The following is a 16,376-nucleotide window of genomic DNA, read 5'->3' on the forward strand; positions in this document are numbered from 1 at the left end:
GATGCATAACAGATCAACATATGCCAGGTCCCGCGCTGCCAGTTCCAGCGCCGTCGGGATCCGCGCTGCCAGGTCCTGGGCTGCCACCTCCCGTGCTTCCAGGTCCTGTGCTGCCATTCTCCGCGCCACCAGGTCCCGCACAGTTAAGTCCCGTCTGGCCGCTTTTTTGCGTCAGGATTGTGGCGCGGCGCTGGTTGAGTTCGCCATTCTGCTGCCGATGTTACTGCTGGTCTTTGCGGTGATGATCGAGGGCGGACGGCTGATGTGGTCCTATCAGAGCACCGTCGCCGGGGTGCGGGACGCGGCGCGCTATCTGGCGCGGGTGGCCAGCTCTGACATCTGCATCACCGGTGGCGGCGTAAGCTCCTATACCAGCAAACTGGAGAACATCGTACGCAACAGTTCCTCTGGCGACGCGATTTTTCCCTCTGGCATTACCATTAATTCCGTCACCCCTTCGATCAGCTGTATCGCCGGCACCTACCGGGTGAACCCCGCGCCGGTGGCCCAGGTCACGGCCAGCCTGACCATTACCTTTCCGTTCGCATCGGTGTTTGCGTTTGCCGGCCAGTCGCTGGGCACCATCACCACCACAGTCACAGATCAAAGCAAGGTGTTTGGCACATGACTATACATGCTCCTCTCCCTGAAGTCCGCGCCGGGCTGCGACACGAATGCCGCCGGCTGGCCCGCTGTGAAGACGGGGTGACCCTGGTCGAGCTTGCGGTTGTCCTGCCTGTTTTCCTGCTGATCTTTTTCGGGTTGATCGATTTTGGCCGGCTGGCGTTCCATTATGTGGCGGCGGAAAAAGCCATGCATATTGCCGCAAGGGTGGCCGCGGTGCGCCCGCCCGCCTGTGGCGGGGTGCCGCAGATCAATACCCGCGGCCCGCTGGCGCCGTCTGATATCCCGCCCAATTTTGGCAGCCTGTGCCGGGAGGGTGCAAATGTCTGTGCCAATCCAGGCACCACCAGCTGTACCGGCAGCGCGGCCAATAGCACCGCCAACGAGATCTGGGCGTTGATCCAGGGGGCGTTGCCCAATGACGCGACGGTCGCCAATCTGAGTTTCAGCTACGCCTATGACAGCAACCTCGGGTTTCTTGGCGGGCCCTATGTGCCGATTGTCACCGTCGAAGTGCAGAACCTGAATTTTGAATTTGTATCCCCGCTCAGTGCGCTTGTCGGGCTGAGTGGCGCCGTTGCTGACCCTGATCTGGGCTCGGCCATTCCTTTCCCCGCGATGAGCGTTTCGCTGCCCGCCGAAGATCTGGCGCTTGGCAACAATGGCTGACGGGATGACCCAGGAGGAGATTATGACCAATACCGGAACATCCATCATCCTGATTTCTGGTGATACCAGAGTCTCGGCTGCTGTCAGCCGGGCGCTGAATGCGGACCCGCATATCGCGCTGAAACAGCTGGATGCCACCCTGGCAAGGCTGAACGGCACTGCGGTGCAGCTGGTGCAGGAACATGATCTTGTTTTGTTTCACACTGACAGCGTGCGGGAAAATGACATCAGCACCATTCAGCGGATCCGCGAGGGACTTGGCGAGACGGCGATTCTGATTGCGCTGACCGGGGGCGACACGTCGCTGGACGAAGCCCAGGAGCTGATCAAGGCCGGTGTCAACGACGTGGTGTCAGAACACCTGTCAGAGACCGAGATCAAAGCGGTGGTGGACCGCTGGGTCCGGGTGATAAAGCCGGAACCGTCCCATGGCGACGGATCTTCCCGCAAGGGACAGGTGATTTCAGTGGCGCAGTCCCGCGGTGGCATTGGCGCCACCACCCTGGCGGTCAATCTGGCCGACCGGCTGCTGGACCGCACGGGCTTTCTCAAAAAAACCACTCAGAACAGAGTCGTTCTGGTTGATCTCGACATTCAGTTCGGCACGGTGGCGAGTTTTCTGGATATTGACTCCAGTGATCTGCTGTACCGGCTGGCGATTGACGGGGAAGACCCGGATGCGGTGCTGATCCAGCAGTCGCTCAGCGCGCTGGACTCCGGGCTTTCGGTGCTCACTGCGCCAAGCCGGATGGCACCGCTGGAAGCGCTGAGCAAGTGTCAGATCGCCACGCTGCTGTCGCTGCTGCAAGAAAATTACGACTATGTGGTGGTCAGCCTGCCGCGCAGCCTTGTGGCCTGGATTGCGCAGGTTCTGGAATGCAGCGACAAATTGCTGGTGGTGACCGACAGTTCGGTGCCCGCCATCCGCCAGACCCGCCGGCTGATCGATGTCTACAGCGAAGATCATCTCAACTTGCCGATCGAAATTGTCATCGGTCACGAAGCAAAACCCATGTTTCTGGCCGCGCATCACAAAGAGGCCGTCAAAGTGCTGGATAAAGTGTTCCAGCACTGGATTCCGTATGATCCCGTAGCCGCCCGCGAAGCCGTCGACCGGGGCCAGCCTTTGTCGCTGGCGGCGCCAAAATCGCGCCTGGCCAAAAGCATCAATCAGTTGGGGAAAGAGACCCTGATCGAGATGAAATCTGAAAAACAAACAAAAACTATCCATTAAGGGGTAAATGCCATGTTCAAGAATTTTCTGCATACCGGTAGCGACCCTGGGGAAAATGTCGTTGTTGCGCTGAACAATGATGCCGACGAAACAGTGGCACAAACCGATCAACCCTCGTTGGATGACCGCGAGCTGGTCAAGTTCCTCGATCTCAAAAGCCGGCTGCATGATATCCTGCTGGACCGGCTGAATTTGAACGTGGTTGAAAAAATTGTGCCGGCCGAGTTACGTCGCGAAGTTGCCAATCTGGTCGGCGAAGTGCTGGCGGAAGAAAACAGCCCGTTGCGCGCCGAAGAGTTCAAACGCATCGTTGACGAGTTGATGGATGAGGTGATCGGGCTGGGGCCGCTGGAGCCCTTGCTGGCCGATCCGACGATCAATGATATTCTGGTCAACGGTTATAGCAGCGTGTTTGTCGAGCGCTTTGGCGTTCTGGAACCCACAAACGCGCGGTTTCGTGACGAAAAACACTTGTTGCGCATTATCGACAAGATCGTTTCGCGCATCGGGCGGCGTGTGGATGAGAGCAATCCCTGGGTGGATGCCAGGCTGGACGATGGCAGCCGGGTGAACGCTATCATCCGCCCCTGTGCCATTGACGGGCCTGCGTTGTCGATCCGCAAGTTTTCCAAAATACCACTGACGATGGAGCGGCTGATCACGGCGGGCTCTCTGTCGCGCCAGGCTTGTGACCTGCTCAACGGTCTGGTCCAGGCCCGGATGAATGTGCTGATTTCGGGCGGTACTGGTTCTGGTAAAACCACGATGCTCAATGCGATGTCCGCCAGCATCAGCAACAAAGAACGCATTGTGACCATTGAAGACGCCGCCGAGCTGCAATTGCAGCAAAGCCATGTGGTGCGGCTTGAAACCCGGCCGCCGAACCCAAGCGGCGGCGGCACGGTGCATCAGCGTGATCTGGTGCGCAACGCGCTGCGGATGCGGCCTGACCGGATCATAGTCGGCGAAGTCCGGGGTGCCGAAGCTTTTGACATGTTGCAGGCGATGAACACCGGGCATGACGGCTCAATGACCACGGTGCATGCCAATTCCGCCCGCGATGCTATTGGCCGGATTGAACAGATGGTGTCGATGATGGGGCTTGATTTACCGCTCAGCGCCATCCGGTCGCAGATCGCTTCGGGTCTGAATTTCATCGTGCAGCTGTCCCGTCTGTCCGACGGCAAACGCAAAGTCATGAGCATCTCTGAAATCAACGGGATGGAAGGTGATGTGGTGGTGATGCAGGACGTGTTCATCTACCGGCGCACCGGCGTTTCAGAAACCGGTGAAATCGAGGGGGAATTCCTGCCCACCGGCATCCGCCCACGCTGTGCTGAACAGCTGGAAGCCGCGGGTGTGAGCTTCCGCGAAGGCACCTTCAGCAGCCAGGGGGACTAGAGATGCTTGATTTTGCCAGCGACCAGGACTTTGTTTATGTGATCTATATCGGTGTGGCGTTGGGAACGTTGTTACTGTTCACTGGCGTCGGAGGCCTGCTGCACAGCGGAGAAAACCGCCAGGAGGCCAAAAGCCGGCGTCTGCGTATGATCAACAAGGGCAGTTCTCCGGCGGAAGTGCTTGAGCTGTTAAAGCCGACCCGGAATGTAGATCTGCTGGACCGGATGCCTTTTATCGGCGCTTTGCCGAGCCGGCTGAGCCAGGCTGGTCTGATTATCAGCCCGGCGACGTTTCTGTCGCGCTGTGCGATCGCGACATTTTTGTTATTTGTAACTATTCTCTTTGTAACCGGCAATGTTCTTCAGGCTGGGGGCGGCGCGTTTGGCGTTGGGTTCTTTCTGCCGCTGTTTGTGCTGCGCTCAAAACAGAAAAGCCGGCTGGAAGCGCTGGTGTCGCAACTGCCGGACGCGCTTGATCTGATGGCGCGCGGGCTGCAGGTGGGGCATCCGCTGAACATTTCGATCGGCTCGGTCGCTGAAGAGATGCCGGATCCGATTGGCAGTGAATTTGGCATAATCTTCGATCAGATAAGTTTTGGCGACGACCTTTCTGATGCGTTTCGCGAGTTTTCAGAACGGGTGGATCTGGAGGATGTTTATTATCTTTCTGCCAGTATCGGCATTCAGCACGGCACCGGCGGCGATCTGGTCCGGGTGATTAAGGTGCTGGCTGAGGTTGTGCGCGGCCGGATCGCTCTGCGGCGTAAAATCAAGGCGATTACAGCCGAAGGCCGGCTGTCGGCGTGGTTTCTGTCCGCCATCCCCGTGGTGATCTTCGGTTTCACCTCGCTGACCAGCCCGGACTATTACGGCGGCGTCGCGGAGGATCCTCTGTACATACCTTTTGCAATCGCAGTGTTGACGTTCACCCTGCTGAACTACCTGGTGTTGCGAAAACTGGTTAACTTCCACATCTGAGACAAGGAGATATTCATGTTAAATCAAATTTTGGATCAGCTTCGTACTCTGATTGTGGACTTGAACCTGACAACCGAAACGGTGGTCGTCATGGGCATGGCGCTTGGCGTCCTGCTGATTTTTCTCGGGGTGTTTGCATTGCTGACCGATAAGGACGCCGCTGCGGTCCGCATTGCCAATATCGTCGATTCCAAACGGCAGGACCGTCTGGACCGGGGCCTGCTTCGGGCGGCAGACAATGAACCGACCGGGATGATGAAATCCCTGCTGCCTTCTAATTTCAAGGAACGCAGCGATCTGCGGCGCAAACTGGCGCAGGCGGGATTTCCGCGTCCGGGTGCGCTGCGGAACTTCACCTTGCTCAGGGTTTTACTGGGTCTGGCGTTCCCGGGGGTCTTGCTGAGCCTTTTTGCGATCGAAAAAACCAAGTTTGTGGAACTGCCGATCGCGTTGGCGGACCTGCTGGCCAACATGTCAAACCTGCATACGTTCCTGGTGCTGACGCTGCTGGTTGTGATGGGGTATTTCGCGCCGCTCAACTGGCTGAATGCGCGGGCGGTGGAGCGGCAGCGCCGGATTGAAGAGGCCTTTCCCAATGCGCTTGACCTGATGCAGATCTCGGTCGAAGCCGGGCTGGGGTTTGACGCTGCCATGACCCGGATTGGCAATGAGCTTGCGGCGGTCACACCGGATATATCTTTTGAATTTCTCAGTGCCCAACGCCAGATCCAGGCCGGGCAGTCACGCGAGGTTGCGATGGCGGACATGGCGCTGCGCTCGGGCGTGGACATGGTGCGGTCTTTTTCCAATGTGGTGAAACAATCGATGCAGTTCGGGACGCCGATGTCAGACGCGCTGCGCACCTACTCGCGCGAGATGCGTGCCGACCGGGAAGTGCGGGCTCAGGAGATGGCCAACAAACTGCCGGTCAAAATGTCTGCAGTGCTGGCGTCGCTGATGTTGCCGGCGCTGTTGCTGCTGACAATCGGGCCGGTTTTGATTCGGTATATCCGTTATTTCAGCGGATGAAGCCGGTAAGATCTTCAAATTACGCCACAATTTTGCCACAATTCAGTGTGAATTGCGATGCAAAATGCGAATTCAGGCAGAAAATCCCGTCAGGGTTGAAATCCTTGACGCCGTGATCGGAATTTTGCCAATTGCCGTCAAATTTGTTACGATAGATTATAAATTTAGCGACATATCAAACAACTAAGAAACGAACCAGTCGTTGAGGCACCCCGGGCGGTAGTTATTTTACTGAGTATATTTGTGATCGGGGGGGGTTATGGAACATTACGTTGATGTTCGAGGTGTGCGCTCAGGGCGCACCGATGTAGAGGCTGGGATGATAGGGGCGATAGCGTGCTGGTGTGAGAGCCTGCACCGCTGTGTCCCGCTCCGGCATGCTTTGCAGTCAATTAGCGAAAATATCGGCGCAGAAGCGCTGGCGCTGGCACGGGTTTCAAAATCCACAAATGGCACGTCGGGAACGATCGTCTTTGACCGTCAGGAAAGGTCCATTTGCGGGGTGCCGCTAAACCGGTCCTATGCCCGTTCGGTTCTCGGTCGCTATTTTGCCAAGGCGCAGGTTGGCACCATCTGGCTGCAATCTATGGTCGAGGATGAACCTGACCCGGCGCTGGTCGAATTCCATCGGCGCCGCTCGTTTAAAAATCTGGCGGTGATCCCGCTGGCCACACATGGGAAATCGGTAGATTTTCTCGAGTTTCATTTCCGTCAGGGATTGAGTGCGGCGCAGCAGGCGGATCTGAATATGATTGCCTCCACCCTGACCGCAACCTGGCGCAACCGGGTGTCAGGCCTGGTCGCTGAAAACCTGGCTCAGTACCGGCAGGGCAGCGTCGAACAACTGTCATCGGCCTCGATTCTCAGCTGTGAAAATCCGGCCGGGCTCAGCCGGGCCGAATACCGGGTCTGTGTCCTGCTCACCCGGGGTCTGTCTGCAATCCGTATCCGCAGCCAGCTTGAAATCCGCAATTCGACGCTGCGCACCCATATGCGAAATATCCTGGCCAAAACCGGGACCGGCAGCAAAGCACAACTGTTGTTTAAACTGCTGACGGCCGAGCCGGTCGGCGGGCCGGGGCCGATCCGGGCAAAAGTCGCATGAGCAGCGAATTTCAGCTGGTTCCTTTGCTGATGCTGGCACCGGTGCTTTTGGCGGTGGGGTATTTTGATCTGCGCTATCTGCGCATTCCAAATATCTTGTCGCTGATCGGGCTGGGCATATTTGCACTTACCTTTCCACTGCTGGGCTGGTCAGAAACCGGCGCCCGTCTGGTGATCGCTGCCGCTGTTCTTCTGGTGGGAACGCTTGCATTTGCCGCCCGCTTGTTCGGGGGCGGAGATGTCAAAATACTGTCCGTCCTGATGCTGTTTATCCCGTCGGGCAGCCTTATGCTCTATAGTTGGGGTTTTTCGGCGGCGATGATGCTGGGAATTCTGTTTGTGCTGGTGTTGCGCCGGACCCCGGTTGTCCGGCACTCCAGCTGGAAAGGGATCCGTGCCAAAGGAAAATTCCCGATGGGCATATCGATCGCTCTGAGCGGGTTGGTCCATCCCATCGCAGTCCAACTGGTCAGCTAATCCTGACAGGTTTTTGCAGCATGCAGCAAGTGCCTGCAACGCACAGCCCGCTCCGCAGCCTGCACGCACCGCCTTCTCCCGCAGCGCCTCCCGCAGCCCGTCCCGCAATCCACAGTTGGCGCGCCGCAGTCCGGTCCCCAAAACATTGGCGGCTCAGGGCGCGCCCGCCGTCCACCACCCGCCGTCCAGCGTCCAGTGCCGGTCACCATTGTGGATGGTGGGGCGGCTGAGTGATTCCCAGTCATGCCAGGTTTCATCTCAGGGTTGTTATTGCGGGTTGATTTGCGCTTTCAAGGCGCAGATACGTTGGCGGTTCTGTTCGTTAAGTTTCGAAATCCACTGTTGTGAAAATATTTTTCTTCGCAATGTTTCGCAGCCCGGCTGAGCAAACGCGTCGAGGTGGCGCACGCAGCGGAGTCGATAACAGGCCGGAAACACTGGCATCCGCGACATTTCAGAGCCAACCGGGACCCGCGTGTGAGCGGCAGAAATACACGCCGGTTTGCTGGTCCCGCCGGCGCGGTTTTTACAAATGTCTTGCCACAGACTCAATTGGGGATAGGGTTTTACCAATTAGAAAAATGGGAGGATGTTATGAACGTATTTATTAAGGCCGTGTCAGTAGCGGCGCTTATGTCCGGATTTGCTTTTGCAGGTTCCGCCAGTGCTCAGGAATGTGCCCGTGGCACTCTGGATGAGCGGTTTTGTGATGTGGATGGCGATCTGATCGCAGATATTCCCACAGATCCCAGCCAGCTGATGGATCCGGACACGCTTATCTTCACTTATACCCCGGTTGAAGATCCGGCGGTCTATGTTTCGGTCTGGTCTGAGTTCATGGACTACCTGGCGGAAAAAACCGGCAAAAAAGTTCAGTTCTTCCCGGTTCAGTCCAACGCGGCGCAAATTGAAGCGATGCGGTCCGGACGTCTGCATATTGCGGGTTTCAACACCGGTTCAAACCCACTGGCGGTGAACTGCGCTGGCTTCCGCCCCTTTACCATCATGGCCTCGCTTGACGGCGGATTTGGCTATGAGATGGAAATCCTGACCTATCCGGGTTCGGGCATCGAAAAAGTCGAAGACCTGAAGGGCGGCCAGCTGGCCTTTACCTCACCCACATCCAATTCGGGCTTTAAGGCGCCAAGCGCGATCCTGAAGGGCGAATATGACATGATCCCGGAGCGGGATTTTGAAGCGGTGTTTTCCGGCAAGCACGACAACTCGATCATGGGTGTTGCCAACCAGGACTATATGGCTGCCTCGATCGCCAACTCGGTTCTGGAGCGCATGGTCAGCCGCGGCGAGCTTGAAAGAGACGATGTGATTTCGATCTACAAATCGCAGACATTCCCCACCACAGGTTTTGGCACCGTCTACAATCTGACACCTGAGTTGCAGGCGCAGATCCAGGATGCGTTCTTTACCTTTGAATGGGAAGGCACCAACCTGCAGGAAGAGTTTGAGAAATCGAACGAAGGCCAGTTCCTGCCGATGAACTACAAAGACTTCTGGTCGGTAATCCGCCAGATCGATACCGCGAACGACGTCAGCTATTCTTGCAGCTGATCCTGATCCAAATCTGATTACTGTGCGCCCCGCTTGCAAACGGGGCGCACAGTTTTTACGCGCTGAGGGGCCCAAATGCTGCGTCTTGAACAACTGACTAAAATCTACAAAACCGGTGACAAGGCCTTGAAAGCCGTCGATCTGGAAATTCCCAAGGGCCAGGTTCTGGCGCTGATCGGGCCTTCGGGTGCCGGTAAATCCACATTGATCCGCTGTATCAACCGGCTGGTGGAACCGAGTTCGGGCAAAGTGCAGCTGAACGGGGTCGAACTGACCAGCCTCGGCTCCTCCGCCCTGCGACGCGAGCGTCGGCGCATGGGGATGATCTTTCAGGAATATGCCCTGGTGGAACGGCTGACGGTGATGGAAAACGTGCTGTCAGGCCGGCTGGGTTATGTGGGTTTCTTCCGCAGTTTCCTGCGCAAATTCCCCCAGTCCGATGTGGACGAAGCTTTTCGTCTGCTCGACCGGGTGGGCCTGCTGGCGATGGCGGACAAACGCGCCGATGAGCTTTCGGGTGGACAGCGCCAGCGCGTCGGAATCTGCCGCGCCCTTATTCAGAACCCGTCAGTGTTGCTGGTGGATGAACCCACCGCCTCGCTCGACCCCAAGACCTCGCGTCAGATCATGCGGCTGATTGTAGAGCTGTGTGAAGAACGCAAACTGGCGGCGATTGTGAACATTCACGACGTGGCGCTGGCGCAGATGTTTGTGCAGCGCATTGTCGGACTTCAAAGCGGCGCCATTGTATTTGACGGTGCACCGGCCGAGCTGGATGAAGATGTTCTGACCCGGATTTACGGCGCAGAAGACTGGTCCGAGACCATTCAGAAAGTGGATGAAGACGATGAAGAGGACGCCGCGTAATGAGCGCCACTCTTGATACCCGGCTGGGGCAGCCGTGGAAAAAACCGCCTTTTGTGAAGTCCGCCGCGCTGCGCTGGACCATGATTATCGGCGCATTGCTCTATCTTGTGCTGGCGCTGAATTCAATCGACGTGAACTGGAGCCGGGTCTACCGGGGGCTTGACCGGGGTTGGGAATTTGTCATTGCTTTTGTCAATCCGGACTTTTCCTCGCGTGCCAATGACATCAAAGTCGGGCTCACCGAAAGTGTGGTGATGGCGCTGGCCTCAACCGTTGTCGGCATCGCGATTTCCATCCCGATCGGTCTGGGCGCGGCACGCAACATTTCGGTCTTGCCGGTCTATCTGGTCTGCCGCTCGGTCATCGCGCTGTCACGCGCCCTGAACGAGATTGTGGTCGCCATTCTACTGGTCGCCATTTTTGGCTTCGGCCCACTTGCCGGGTTCATCACGCTGAGTTTTGCCACTATCGGGTTTCTGTCCAAACTGCTGGCGGAAGAGATCGAGGATATGGACCGGGTACAGGCCGAGGCGGTCCGTGCCACCGGGGCCAGCTGGCTGCAGCGCTATGTCTATGGCATACACCCCCAGGTTATCCCGCGGCTGATCGGTCTGTCGATCTACCGGCTGGATATCAATTTCCGCGAAAGTGCGGTGCTGGGCATTGTTGGGGCCGGCGGCATCGGCGCCACGCTGAACACCGCTTTTGACCGCTATGAGTTTGACACAGCTGCCGCAATTCTTCTGGTAATCATCGCCATCGTTATGGTGCTTGAATACCTGTCCGGCATTATCCGCGCGAGGGTTCAGTAATGGCCATTTCAACAAAAAACGGCACCAAAGTCTGGCAGCGGCGCGACCGCAACGGGCAGCTTAAGGTCTGGGCCATGTGGCTGGTCGGGACCGCGATTTTCATGTGGAGCTGGCAGCAGATTTCTGACGCCACCACCTGGGCGTTTTTCTGGGATGCGCCGCGCATTGCCGCCGATATCGGCGGCCGGGCGATGCCGCCCCGCTGGGGCTATATGGACAAACTGTGGGCGCCCTTGTGGGACACGCTGAACATCGCAACTCTGGGCACGGTCCTGGCGTTGATGATGGCAGTGCCGGTGGCCTTTCTGGCCGCGCGCAATACCACACCGTCGGCTATGTTCATCCGGCCGATTGCGCTGCTGATCATCGTGTCCAGCCGTTCCATCAACTCGCTGATCTGGGCGCTGTTGCTGGTGAAAATCATCGGGCCTGGCATCTTTGCCGGCTTGATCGCCATCGCCATCCGCTCCATCGGGTTCTGTGCCAAGCTGTTGTACGAGGCGATTGAAGAGATCGACGAGTCTCAGGTCGAAGCGATTGCCGCCACCGGTGCCGGTCGCTGGCAGGTGATGGCGTATGGCATCCTGCCGCAGATCATGCCGGCTTTTGCAGGGATTTCGGTATTCCGCTGGGACATCAACCTGCGTGAGTCCACTGTGCTTGGCCTGGTGGGCGCGGGCGGCATTGGTCTGCAGTTGCAGGGCTCGCTAAACACGCTGGCCTGGCCGCAGGTCAGCCTGATCCTGATCCTGATCCTGCTTGCGGTGGTGGTCAGTGAATGGGTTTCTGCCAAAGTGCGCGGGGCGATTATCTGATGACAACCAAGACGCGGAGTGACGCGGAATGGGCGTTTGACGCCTATGAAGCGGTGCGTCACCGGCTGCCTGGTGTCCGTTTTGAACAAGGATCGCTCAGGGTTAATCACCTGGGCGATCTTTGCGATCGGGTGGATGTGTTTCTGCTGGACGCCTTTGGGGTGCTGAATGTGGGCGAAGACGCCATCCCCGGTGCGCCCGAACGTATCAGGGCGCTGCAGGCGGCGGGCAAAACGGTGATGGTGGTCAGCAATGCCGCCGGTTATCCCAAGCGGCTGTTGCTGGAGAAATACGCGCGGCTGGGGTTTGACTTTGCGCCAGAAGAGGTGCTGACCAGCCGTGAGGTGTTGCTGCACGGGCTGCAAGCGCGCGGGGCGCAGCGTTACGGGCTGATGGCGTCAAAAGTGTTCGGCCTGGAAGAGTTGGATCATCTGGACGCGGAGTTCCTTGCTGAGGATGCGGCGGCCTATGATCGGGCTGAGGCGTTCCTGATGATCGGGGCGGCGGAGTGGACGGAGACACGTCAGGGCTTGCTTGAGGCGTCCTTGCGGGCAAATCCGCGGCCGGTGCTTGTGGGCAATCCCGATATCGTGGCGCCGCGCGTCGACGGGCTGTCACGGGAACCGGGCTATTTTGCCCATCGGCTGGCCGATGCCACCGGGGTGAAGCCGGAGTTCTTTGGCAAACCCTTTGCCAATGTGTTTGATATGGCGCTGTCACGGCTGCCGGCGGATACGGATCCGGCGCGTATTGTCATGGTGGGCGATACCTTGCAGACCGATATTCTTGGCGGCCGGGCGGCAGGCGTGAAAACCGCGCTGATCACCGATTTTGGGGCGCTCAAGGGGATGGATGCCGGCGATGCGATTTCGCGCTCGGGCATCGTGCCCGATTTCATCATGCCATGCCCCTAGGGCGGTAAACGCGCGGCGCGCGGGGCGGTAAACATGCTGTGCCCCAATGCGGTAAACCTGCCGTGTGCGGGGGGTAAATCATGCGATGCCCTCAGGGCTGCAAATAGCCTGTCCCGGATGCGGGGCAGGTTTTTTTGTTTGCTGCTTTTACCAGGGCAGGTGCCGCGGTAAAACCTGCGGCCCGATCTCGGGGGCTGAGACCACAAATGGCCTGGTCTCAGCAAATAATTAAAATACTTCGCCGCCGGCCAAAACGGCGCTTTCGGGCTGCAGCAGGACGACTTCATCCTGGTCGTTGCTGGCGCCCATGATCAGGATTTCGGACTGGAAACCTGCGATGTTGCGCGGCGGCATGTTTACAACACAGACCACATGCCTGCCCAGCAGGTCCTCGGCTGTGTAGCGGGTGATCTGAGCGCTGGACCATTTCACGCCAATGTCACCAAATTTCACCGCGACTTTGTAGGCGGGGTTACGCGCCCTGGGGAAGGGTAACACTTCAACGATCTCGCCGATCCGCATCTCAATCCTGGCGAAATCGTCGTAAACTATCTGATCTCTTTCCATGCTGGTCCTTCCTCAAACTTGTCTCTGAAACCTAAGCCCGGGGCCGCAGCAGAATATGCTGATCTTCGGCGTTGTTCGGGTAAATATCCTGAATTTCACCCGGCAGACGATGCCGCTTTCGCGGGCGTTTATGCTTTGATGAACGAAAATCGGAGTGAGCTATGAAAAGTCTTCTAAAGGATCCGGGTCTGTTCGTTGAGCGCAACCTGATTGGCGGCGCATGGGTGCCCGCAGACAGTGACATGACCATCGCGGTGGAAAATCCATCGACCGGCCAGGTGATCGGCACGGTGCCGGATTGCGGTTGGGATGAGACGCAGGCCGCCATGAGGGCCGCTGAAACAGCATTCTTGTCGTGGAAAAAGACCACGGCGGGGGCGCGGGCTGCGGTGCTGGAACGCTGGCACGATCTGATCCTGGCGCACAAGGAAGACCTGGCCACCATCATGACGCTGGAACAGGGCAAGCCGATTGCGGAATCCCGTGGTGAGATCGGCTATGGTGCCTCTTTTGTGAAGTGGTTTGCGGAAGAAGCAAAACGCACCTATGGCGAAACCATTCCCGGGCCAGTGCCGGACCGGCGCATCATTGTGCAAAAGCAGCCCATCGGGGTCGCAGCAGCGATCACACCGTGGAATTTCCCCACCGCGATGATCACCCGCAAAGTTGCGCCGGCGCTGGCCGCCGGCTGTACCATCGTGGTCAAGCCGTCTGAACTGACGCCCTATTCGGCGCTGGCGCTTGGGGTGCTGGCGGAGCGGGCCGGCATCCCGGCCGGGGTCATCAATATTGTCACCGGCGATCCTCAGGCGGTGGGTGGCGCGCTGACCTCCAGCCCTGTGGTGCGGAAATTGTCGTTCACCGGCTCTACCAGGGTGGGCAAGATCCTGATGCAGCAATCGGCTGCGACGATGAAACGGCTGAGTCTTGAACTGGGTGGCAATGCGCCGTTCCTGATCTTTGAGGACGCGGATCTGGATTTGGCGCTTGAGGGGGTAATGGCGAGCAAATTCCGCAATGGCGGGCAGACCTGCGTCTGTGCCAACCGGATCTATGTTCAGGACGGGGTTTATGACGCTTTTGCTGCGCTGCTGGTGGAGCGGGTTGCCGGCATGTGTGTCGGTGACGGCTTTGCGGACGGGGTTGAGATCGGCCCGATGATCAACGAGGCGGCACTGGGTAAAATTCAGTCCCATCTGGATGATGCTGTGGCGAAGGGTGGCTCGGTTCTGACCGGCGGCGCGCGGATCAGCGAGGGCGGGCGGTTGTTTCAGCCGGCGGTGATTTCCGGCGCGCATGGCGGCATGTTACTGGCGCAGGAAGAAACCTTTGGCCCGGTGGCGCCGTTGTTCCGCTTCAGCACGGAAGACGAGGCCGTGACGGCGGCCAATGATACGCCGTTTGGCCTGGCGGCCTATCTGTACACCAATGATCTGAGCCGCAGTTTCAGAGTTGGCGAGGCGCTTGAAACCGGTATGGTGTCGATCAATGTCGGCGGTTTCGCTACAGAGGTAGCGCCGTTTGGTGGGGTGAAAGAATCCGGGCTTGGCCGCGAAGGCTCGCACCATGGGATCGATGAGTTTCTGGAGCTGAAAACCTTCCACATCGGTGGAATTTAACCCCGGTGGGGCGACAGCTTTCCTATAATGCCAGTTCAATCAGCTGGTGTGCACGGCGGTCTGCGGGGCTGCCGTCCGCAACATTATTTCATAACAAAGTGGACACTCAGTGATGTCAAAAATGAAAACCTATCGTATCGCGTCCATCCCAGGGGATGGCATTGGCAAGGAAGTCATTCCGGTCGGCCAGCAGGTGGTGGACGCGATCGCCAAGCGGTTCAAGTTTCAGGTGGAATGGCAGCAGTTTGACTGGTCCTGCGAACGTTACCATGAAACCGGGAAGATGATGCCGGACGACGGAATCGAGCAAATGAAGGCCTTTGATGCCATATATCTGGGCGCCGTCGGGTTTCCCGGTGTGCCGGACCATGTATCGCTGTGGGGCCTGCTGATCCCGCTGCGCCGGGAGTTGGATCAATACGCCAATGTGCGCCCGGTAAGGCTGCTGCGCGGCATCACCTCGCCACTGGCCGGCCGGACCGCTGAGGACATCGATTTTGTTGTGGTGCGCGAAAACATCGAAGGCGAATATTCTGAAATCGGCGGACGGATCTATGCGGGCACCGATCAGGAAGCGGCGATTCAGGAGAGCATCTTTACCCGCAGAGGGGTCGATCGCATCATGGAATATGCCTTTCAGCTGGCGCAGGGCCGGGCGCGCAAACATGTGACTTCGGCGACCAAATCCAACGGGATCATCCACACGATGCCGTTCTGGGACGAACGGTTTGCCGCCGCCGGGGAACGCTATCCGGAAGTGAAAACAGATCAGTATCACATCGATATTCTGACCGCCCATTTTGTCCAGCATCCGGACTGGTTTGACGTGGTGGTCGGTTCCAACCTGTTTGGGGATATCCTGTCAGATCTGGGTCCTGCCATCGCCGGCTCCATCGGCATTGCGCCCTCAGCCAATATCAACCCGGAAGGCCGGTTCCCCTCGATGTTTGAACCGGTTCACGGATCGGCGCCGGATATTGCCGGTAAAGGTGTGGCCAATCCGGTTGCCGCCGTCTGGAGCGCCGCAATCATGCTGGAGCATCTGGGAGAAACAGAGGCGGCAGCAAGCATCATCGAGGCCATTGAAGTGTCGCTGGCCCAGGACAGCAGCCGTACCAGGGACCTTGGCGGCAGTGCCGATATGCAGACCTCTGCGGATGCGATTCTTGCGGCGCTTGCCACCGCCCCGGATTAAGACACCGCCAAAAGCGATCTGATGGCGCGCCAGTTACCGCGGCACCTGTCATCGGGCGCAACCGGCTGCACATTTGCTGTGGCCGGTTGTTTACATAGTAAAACCCGGAGGGGGCACGGCATGGAAAAACGCACTGGCATCCGCACGGACACCAGCACCGGCTTTGGCACTGGCATTGGTCTGCTGGCGATACTGTCCTGGGGGGCGCTGGGGATCCTGGGCAAAATGTCAGAAGCCATATCTCCCTGGTTTGTTCTGGCAGTGAGTTTCGGGGTGGCTGCGGTACTTGGGGCTGGTATCTGCGTCAGCACTGGCAGGCGGTTTCGTAGTATTTCGGGCGGCAGGATCCTGCTCTTTGCGGCGCTTCTGACCGGGTATCACGCGCTCTATCTGACCGCGTTCCGTTTTGGGCCGGCGCTGCATATTACTCTGCTCAACTATCTCTGGCCCGGTTTCCTGATCCTGTTTGGCAACCTGTTCTTTAAGCTGGGCAGTGGCCGGGC

The 16,376-nt window shown here is 58.2% G+C and carries 17 protein-coding genes; 16 read left to right on the plus strand and 1 reads right to left on the minus strand.

All coding sequences use genetic code 11. The annotated features are described in order from the left end of the window. Window position 1: 1 nt before the first annotated feature. The 13 genes from DWA01_RS02660 to DWA01_RS02720 all read left to right on the plus strand — a co-directional run bounded on the left by DWA01_RS02660 (window position 2) and on the right by DWA01_RS02720 (window position 12,492). The gene (locus tag DWA01_RS02660) at window positions 2–628 is read left to right on the plus strand and encodes a TadE/TadG family type IV pilus assembly protein (protein WP_200832489.1); all 627 of its coding nucleotides are present in this window, start codon (window positions 2–4) and stop codon (window positions 626–628) included. Then, on the plus strand, window positions 625–1,293 hold the full coding sequence (locus DWA01_RS02665) for a TadE/TadG family type IV pilus assembly protein (RefSeq protein WP_114284102.1): 669 nt from the start codon (window positions 625–627) through the stop codon (window positions 1,291–1,293). The genes DWA01_RS02660 and DWA01_RS02665 overlap by 4 nt, the downstream gene beginning before the upstream one ends. Before the next feature lie 22 nt (window positions 1,294–1,315). Then, window positions 1,316–2,527, plus strand: a complete 1,212-nt coding sequence (locus tag DWA01_RS02670; protein ID WP_160115946.1) for a CpaE/TadZ family protein — start codon at window positions 1,316–1,318, stop codon at window positions 2,525–2,527. A gap of 12 nt (window positions 2,528–2,539) precedes the next feature. After that, complete coding sequence (locus tag DWA01_RS02675) at window positions 2,540–3,928, plus strand: TadA family conjugal transfer-associated ATPase (protein WP_114284104.1); 1,389 nt, start codon at window positions 2,540–2,542, stop codon at window positions 3,926–3,928. Window positions 3,929–3,930: 2 nt separating this feature from the next. Continuing rightward, window positions 3,931–4,905: a type II secretion system F family protein gene (locus DWA01_RS02680; RefSeq protein ID WP_114284105.1), complete on the plus strand. Its 975-nt coding sequence runs from the start codon at window positions 3,931–3,933 to the stop codon at window positions 4,903–4,905. A gap of 15 nt (window positions 4,906–4,920) precedes the next feature. Further along, complete coding sequence (locus DWA01_RS02685) at window positions 4,921–5,934, plus strand: type II secretion system F family protein (RefSeq protein ID WP_114284106.1); 1,014 nt, start codon at window positions 4,921–4,923, stop codon at window positions 5,932–5,934. 382 nt (window positions 5,935–6,316) lie between these two features. After that, window positions 6,317–7,039: a helix-turn-helix transcriptional regulator gene (locus DWA01_RS02690; RefSeq protein ID WP_235008402.1), complete on the plus strand. Its 723-nt coding sequence runs from the start codon at window positions 6,317–6,319 to the stop codon at window positions 7,037–7,039. After that, complete coding sequence (locus DWA01_RS02695; RefSeq protein WP_114284108.1) at window positions 7,036–7,515, plus strand: A24 family peptidase; 480 nt, start codon at window positions 7,036–7,038, stop codon at window positions 7,513–7,515. Before DWA01_RS02690 ends, DWA01_RS02695 begins: the two co-directional genes overlap by 4 nt. A 594-nt stretch (window positions 7,516–8,109) precedes the next feature. Next, window positions 8,110–9,084 (plus strand): phosphate/phosphite/phosphonate ABC transporter substrate-binding protein, encoded by a 975-nt coding sequence (phnD, locus tag DWA01_RS02700; RefSeq protein ID WP_114284109.1) that lies wholly within the window; start codon window positions 8,110–8,112, stop codon window positions 9,082–9,084. 75 nt (window positions 9,085–9,159) lie between these two features. Next, on the plus strand, window positions 9,160–9,951 hold the full coding sequence (gene phnC, locus DWA01_RS02705) for a phosphonate ABC transporter ATP-binding protein (protein WP_114284110.1): 792 nt from the start codon (window positions 9,160–9,162) through the stop codon (window positions 9,949–9,951). Further along, window positions 9,951–10,763, plus strand: a complete 813-nt coding sequence (gene phnE, locus DWA01_RS02710; RefSeq protein ID WP_114284111.1) for a phosphonate ABC transporter, permease protein PhnE — start codon at window positions 9,951–9,953, stop codon at window positions 10,761–10,763. The genes phnC and phnE (DWA01_RS02710) overlap by 1 nt, the downstream gene beginning before the upstream one ends. Further along, window positions 10,763–11,578, plus strand: a complete 816-nt coding sequence (gene phnE, locus DWA01_RS02715) for a phosphonate ABC transporter, permease protein PhnE (RefSeq protein ID WP_114284112.1) — start codon at window positions 10,763–10,765, stop codon at window positions 11,576–11,578. The genes phnE (DWA01_RS02710) and phnE (DWA01_RS02715) overlap by 1 nt, the downstream gene beginning before the upstream one ends. Further along, window positions 11,578–12,492 (plus strand): HAD-IIA family hydrolase, encoded by a 915-nt coding sequence (locus DWA01_RS02720; protein ID WP_235008403.1) that lies wholly within the window; start codon window positions 11,578–11,580, stop codon window positions 12,490–12,492. Before phnE (DWA01_RS02715) ends, DWA01_RS02720 begins: the two co-directional genes overlap by 1 nt. Window positions 12,493–12,720: 228 nt before the next feature. Here the strand turns inward: DWA01_RS02720 and DWA01_RS02725 are convergent, their stop codons facing one another. Further along, window positions 12,721–13,059 (minus strand): tRNA-binding protein, encoded by a 339-nt coding sequence (locus tag DWA01_RS02725; protein ID WP_114284114.1) that lies wholly within the window; start codon window positions 13,057–13,059, stop codon window positions 12,721–12,723. Window positions 13,060–13,220: 161 nt separating this feature from the next. Between DWA01_RS02725 and DWA01_RS02730 the strand changes: the two genes are divergently transcribed. The 3 genes from DWA01_RS02730 to DWA01_RS02740 form a co-directional block, all read left to right on the plus strand. Further along, entirely contained in the window at window positions 13,221–14,678 is a 1,458-nt protein-coding gene (locus tag DWA01_RS02730) for an NAD-dependent succinate-semialdehyde dehydrogenase (protein WP_114284115.1), read from the plus strand. 121 nt (window positions 14,679–14,799) lie between these two features. Continuing rightward, entirely contained in the window at window positions 14,800–15,873 is a 1,074-nt protein-coding gene (locus tag DWA01_RS02735) for a tartrate dehydrogenase (RefSeq protein WP_114284121.1), read from the plus strand. A gap of 120 nt (window positions 15,874–15,993) precedes the next feature. After that, the coding region (locus tag DWA01_RS02740; protein ID WP_160115947.1) for an EamA family transporter at window positions 15,994–16,376 on the plus strand (383 nt) is incomplete at its 3' end.

This window comes from Candidatus Halocynthiibacter alkanivorans (assembly GCF_003333265.1).
In the GTDB taxonomy this organism is placed as follows: Bacteria; Pseudomonadota; Alphaproteobacteria; order Rhodobacterales; family Rhodobacteraceae; genus Halocyntiibacter_A; species Halocyntiibacter_A alkanivorans.

What these genes read in the sequence shown, in the direction of transcription:
- DWA01_RS02660 (WP_200832489.1), top strand. Translation starts at nt 2, where the DNA reads ATGCATAACAGATCAACATATGCCAGGTCCCGCGCTGCCAGTTCCAGC.
- DWA01_RS02665 (WP_114284102.1), top strand. Translation starts at nt 625, where the DNA reads ATGACTATACATGCTCCTCTCCCTGAAGTCCGCGCCGGGCTGCGACAC.
- DWA01_RS02670 (WP_160115946.1), top strand. Translation starts at nt 1,316, where the DNA reads ATGACCAATACCGGAACATCCATCATCCTGATTTCTGGTGATACCAGA.
- DWA01_RS02675 (WP_114284104.1), top strand. Translation starts at nt 2,540, where the DNA reads ATGTTCAAGAATTTTCTGCATACCGGTAGCGACCCTGGGGAAAATGTC.
- DWA01_RS02680 (WP_114284105.1), top strand. Translation starts at nt 3,931, where the DNA reads ATGCTTGATTTTGCCAGCGACCAGGACTTTGTTTATGTGATCTATATC.
- DWA01_RS02685 (WP_114284106.1), top strand. Translation starts at nt 4,921, where the DNA reads ATGTTAAATCAAATTTTGGATCAGCTTCGTACTCTGATTGTGGACTTG.
- DWA01_RS02695 (WP_114284108.1), top strand. Translation starts at nt 7,036, where the DNA reads ATGAGCAGCGAATTTCAGCTGGTTCCTTTGCTGATGCTGGCACCGGTG.
- phnD (WP_114284109.1), top strand. Translation starts at nt 8,110, where the DNA reads ATGAACGTATTTATTAAGGCCGTGTCAGTAGCGGCGCTTATGTCCGGA.
- phnC (WP_114284110.1), top strand. Translation starts at nt 9,160, where the DNA reads ATGCTGCGTCTTGAACAACTGACTAAAATCTACAAAACCGGTGACAAG.
- phnE (WP_114284111.1), top strand. Translation starts at nt 9,951, where the DNA reads ATGAGCGCCACTCTTGATACCCGGCTGGGGCAGCCGTGGAAAAAACCG.
- phnE (WP_114284112.1), top strand. Translation starts at nt 10,763, where the DNA reads ATGGCCATTTCAACAAAAAACGGCACCAAAGTCTGGCAGCGGCGCGAC.
- DWA01_RS02720 (WP_235008403.1), top strand. Translation starts at nt 11,578, where the DNA reads ATGACAACCAAGACGCGGAGTGACGCGGAATGGGCGTTTGACGCCTAT.
- DWA01_RS02725 (WP_114284114.1), bottom strand. Translation starts at nt 13,059, where the DNA reads ATGGAAAGAGATCAGATAGTTTACGACGATTTCGCCAGGATTGAGATG.
- DWA01_RS02730 (WP_114284115.1), top strand. Translation starts at nt 13,221, where the DNA reads ATGAAAAGTCTTCTAAAGGATCCGGGTCTGTTCGTTGAGCGCAACCTG.
- DWA01_RS02735 (WP_114284121.1), top strand. Translation starts at nt 14,800, where the DNA reads ATGAAAACCTATCGTATCGCGTCCATCCCAGGGGATGGCATTGGCAAG.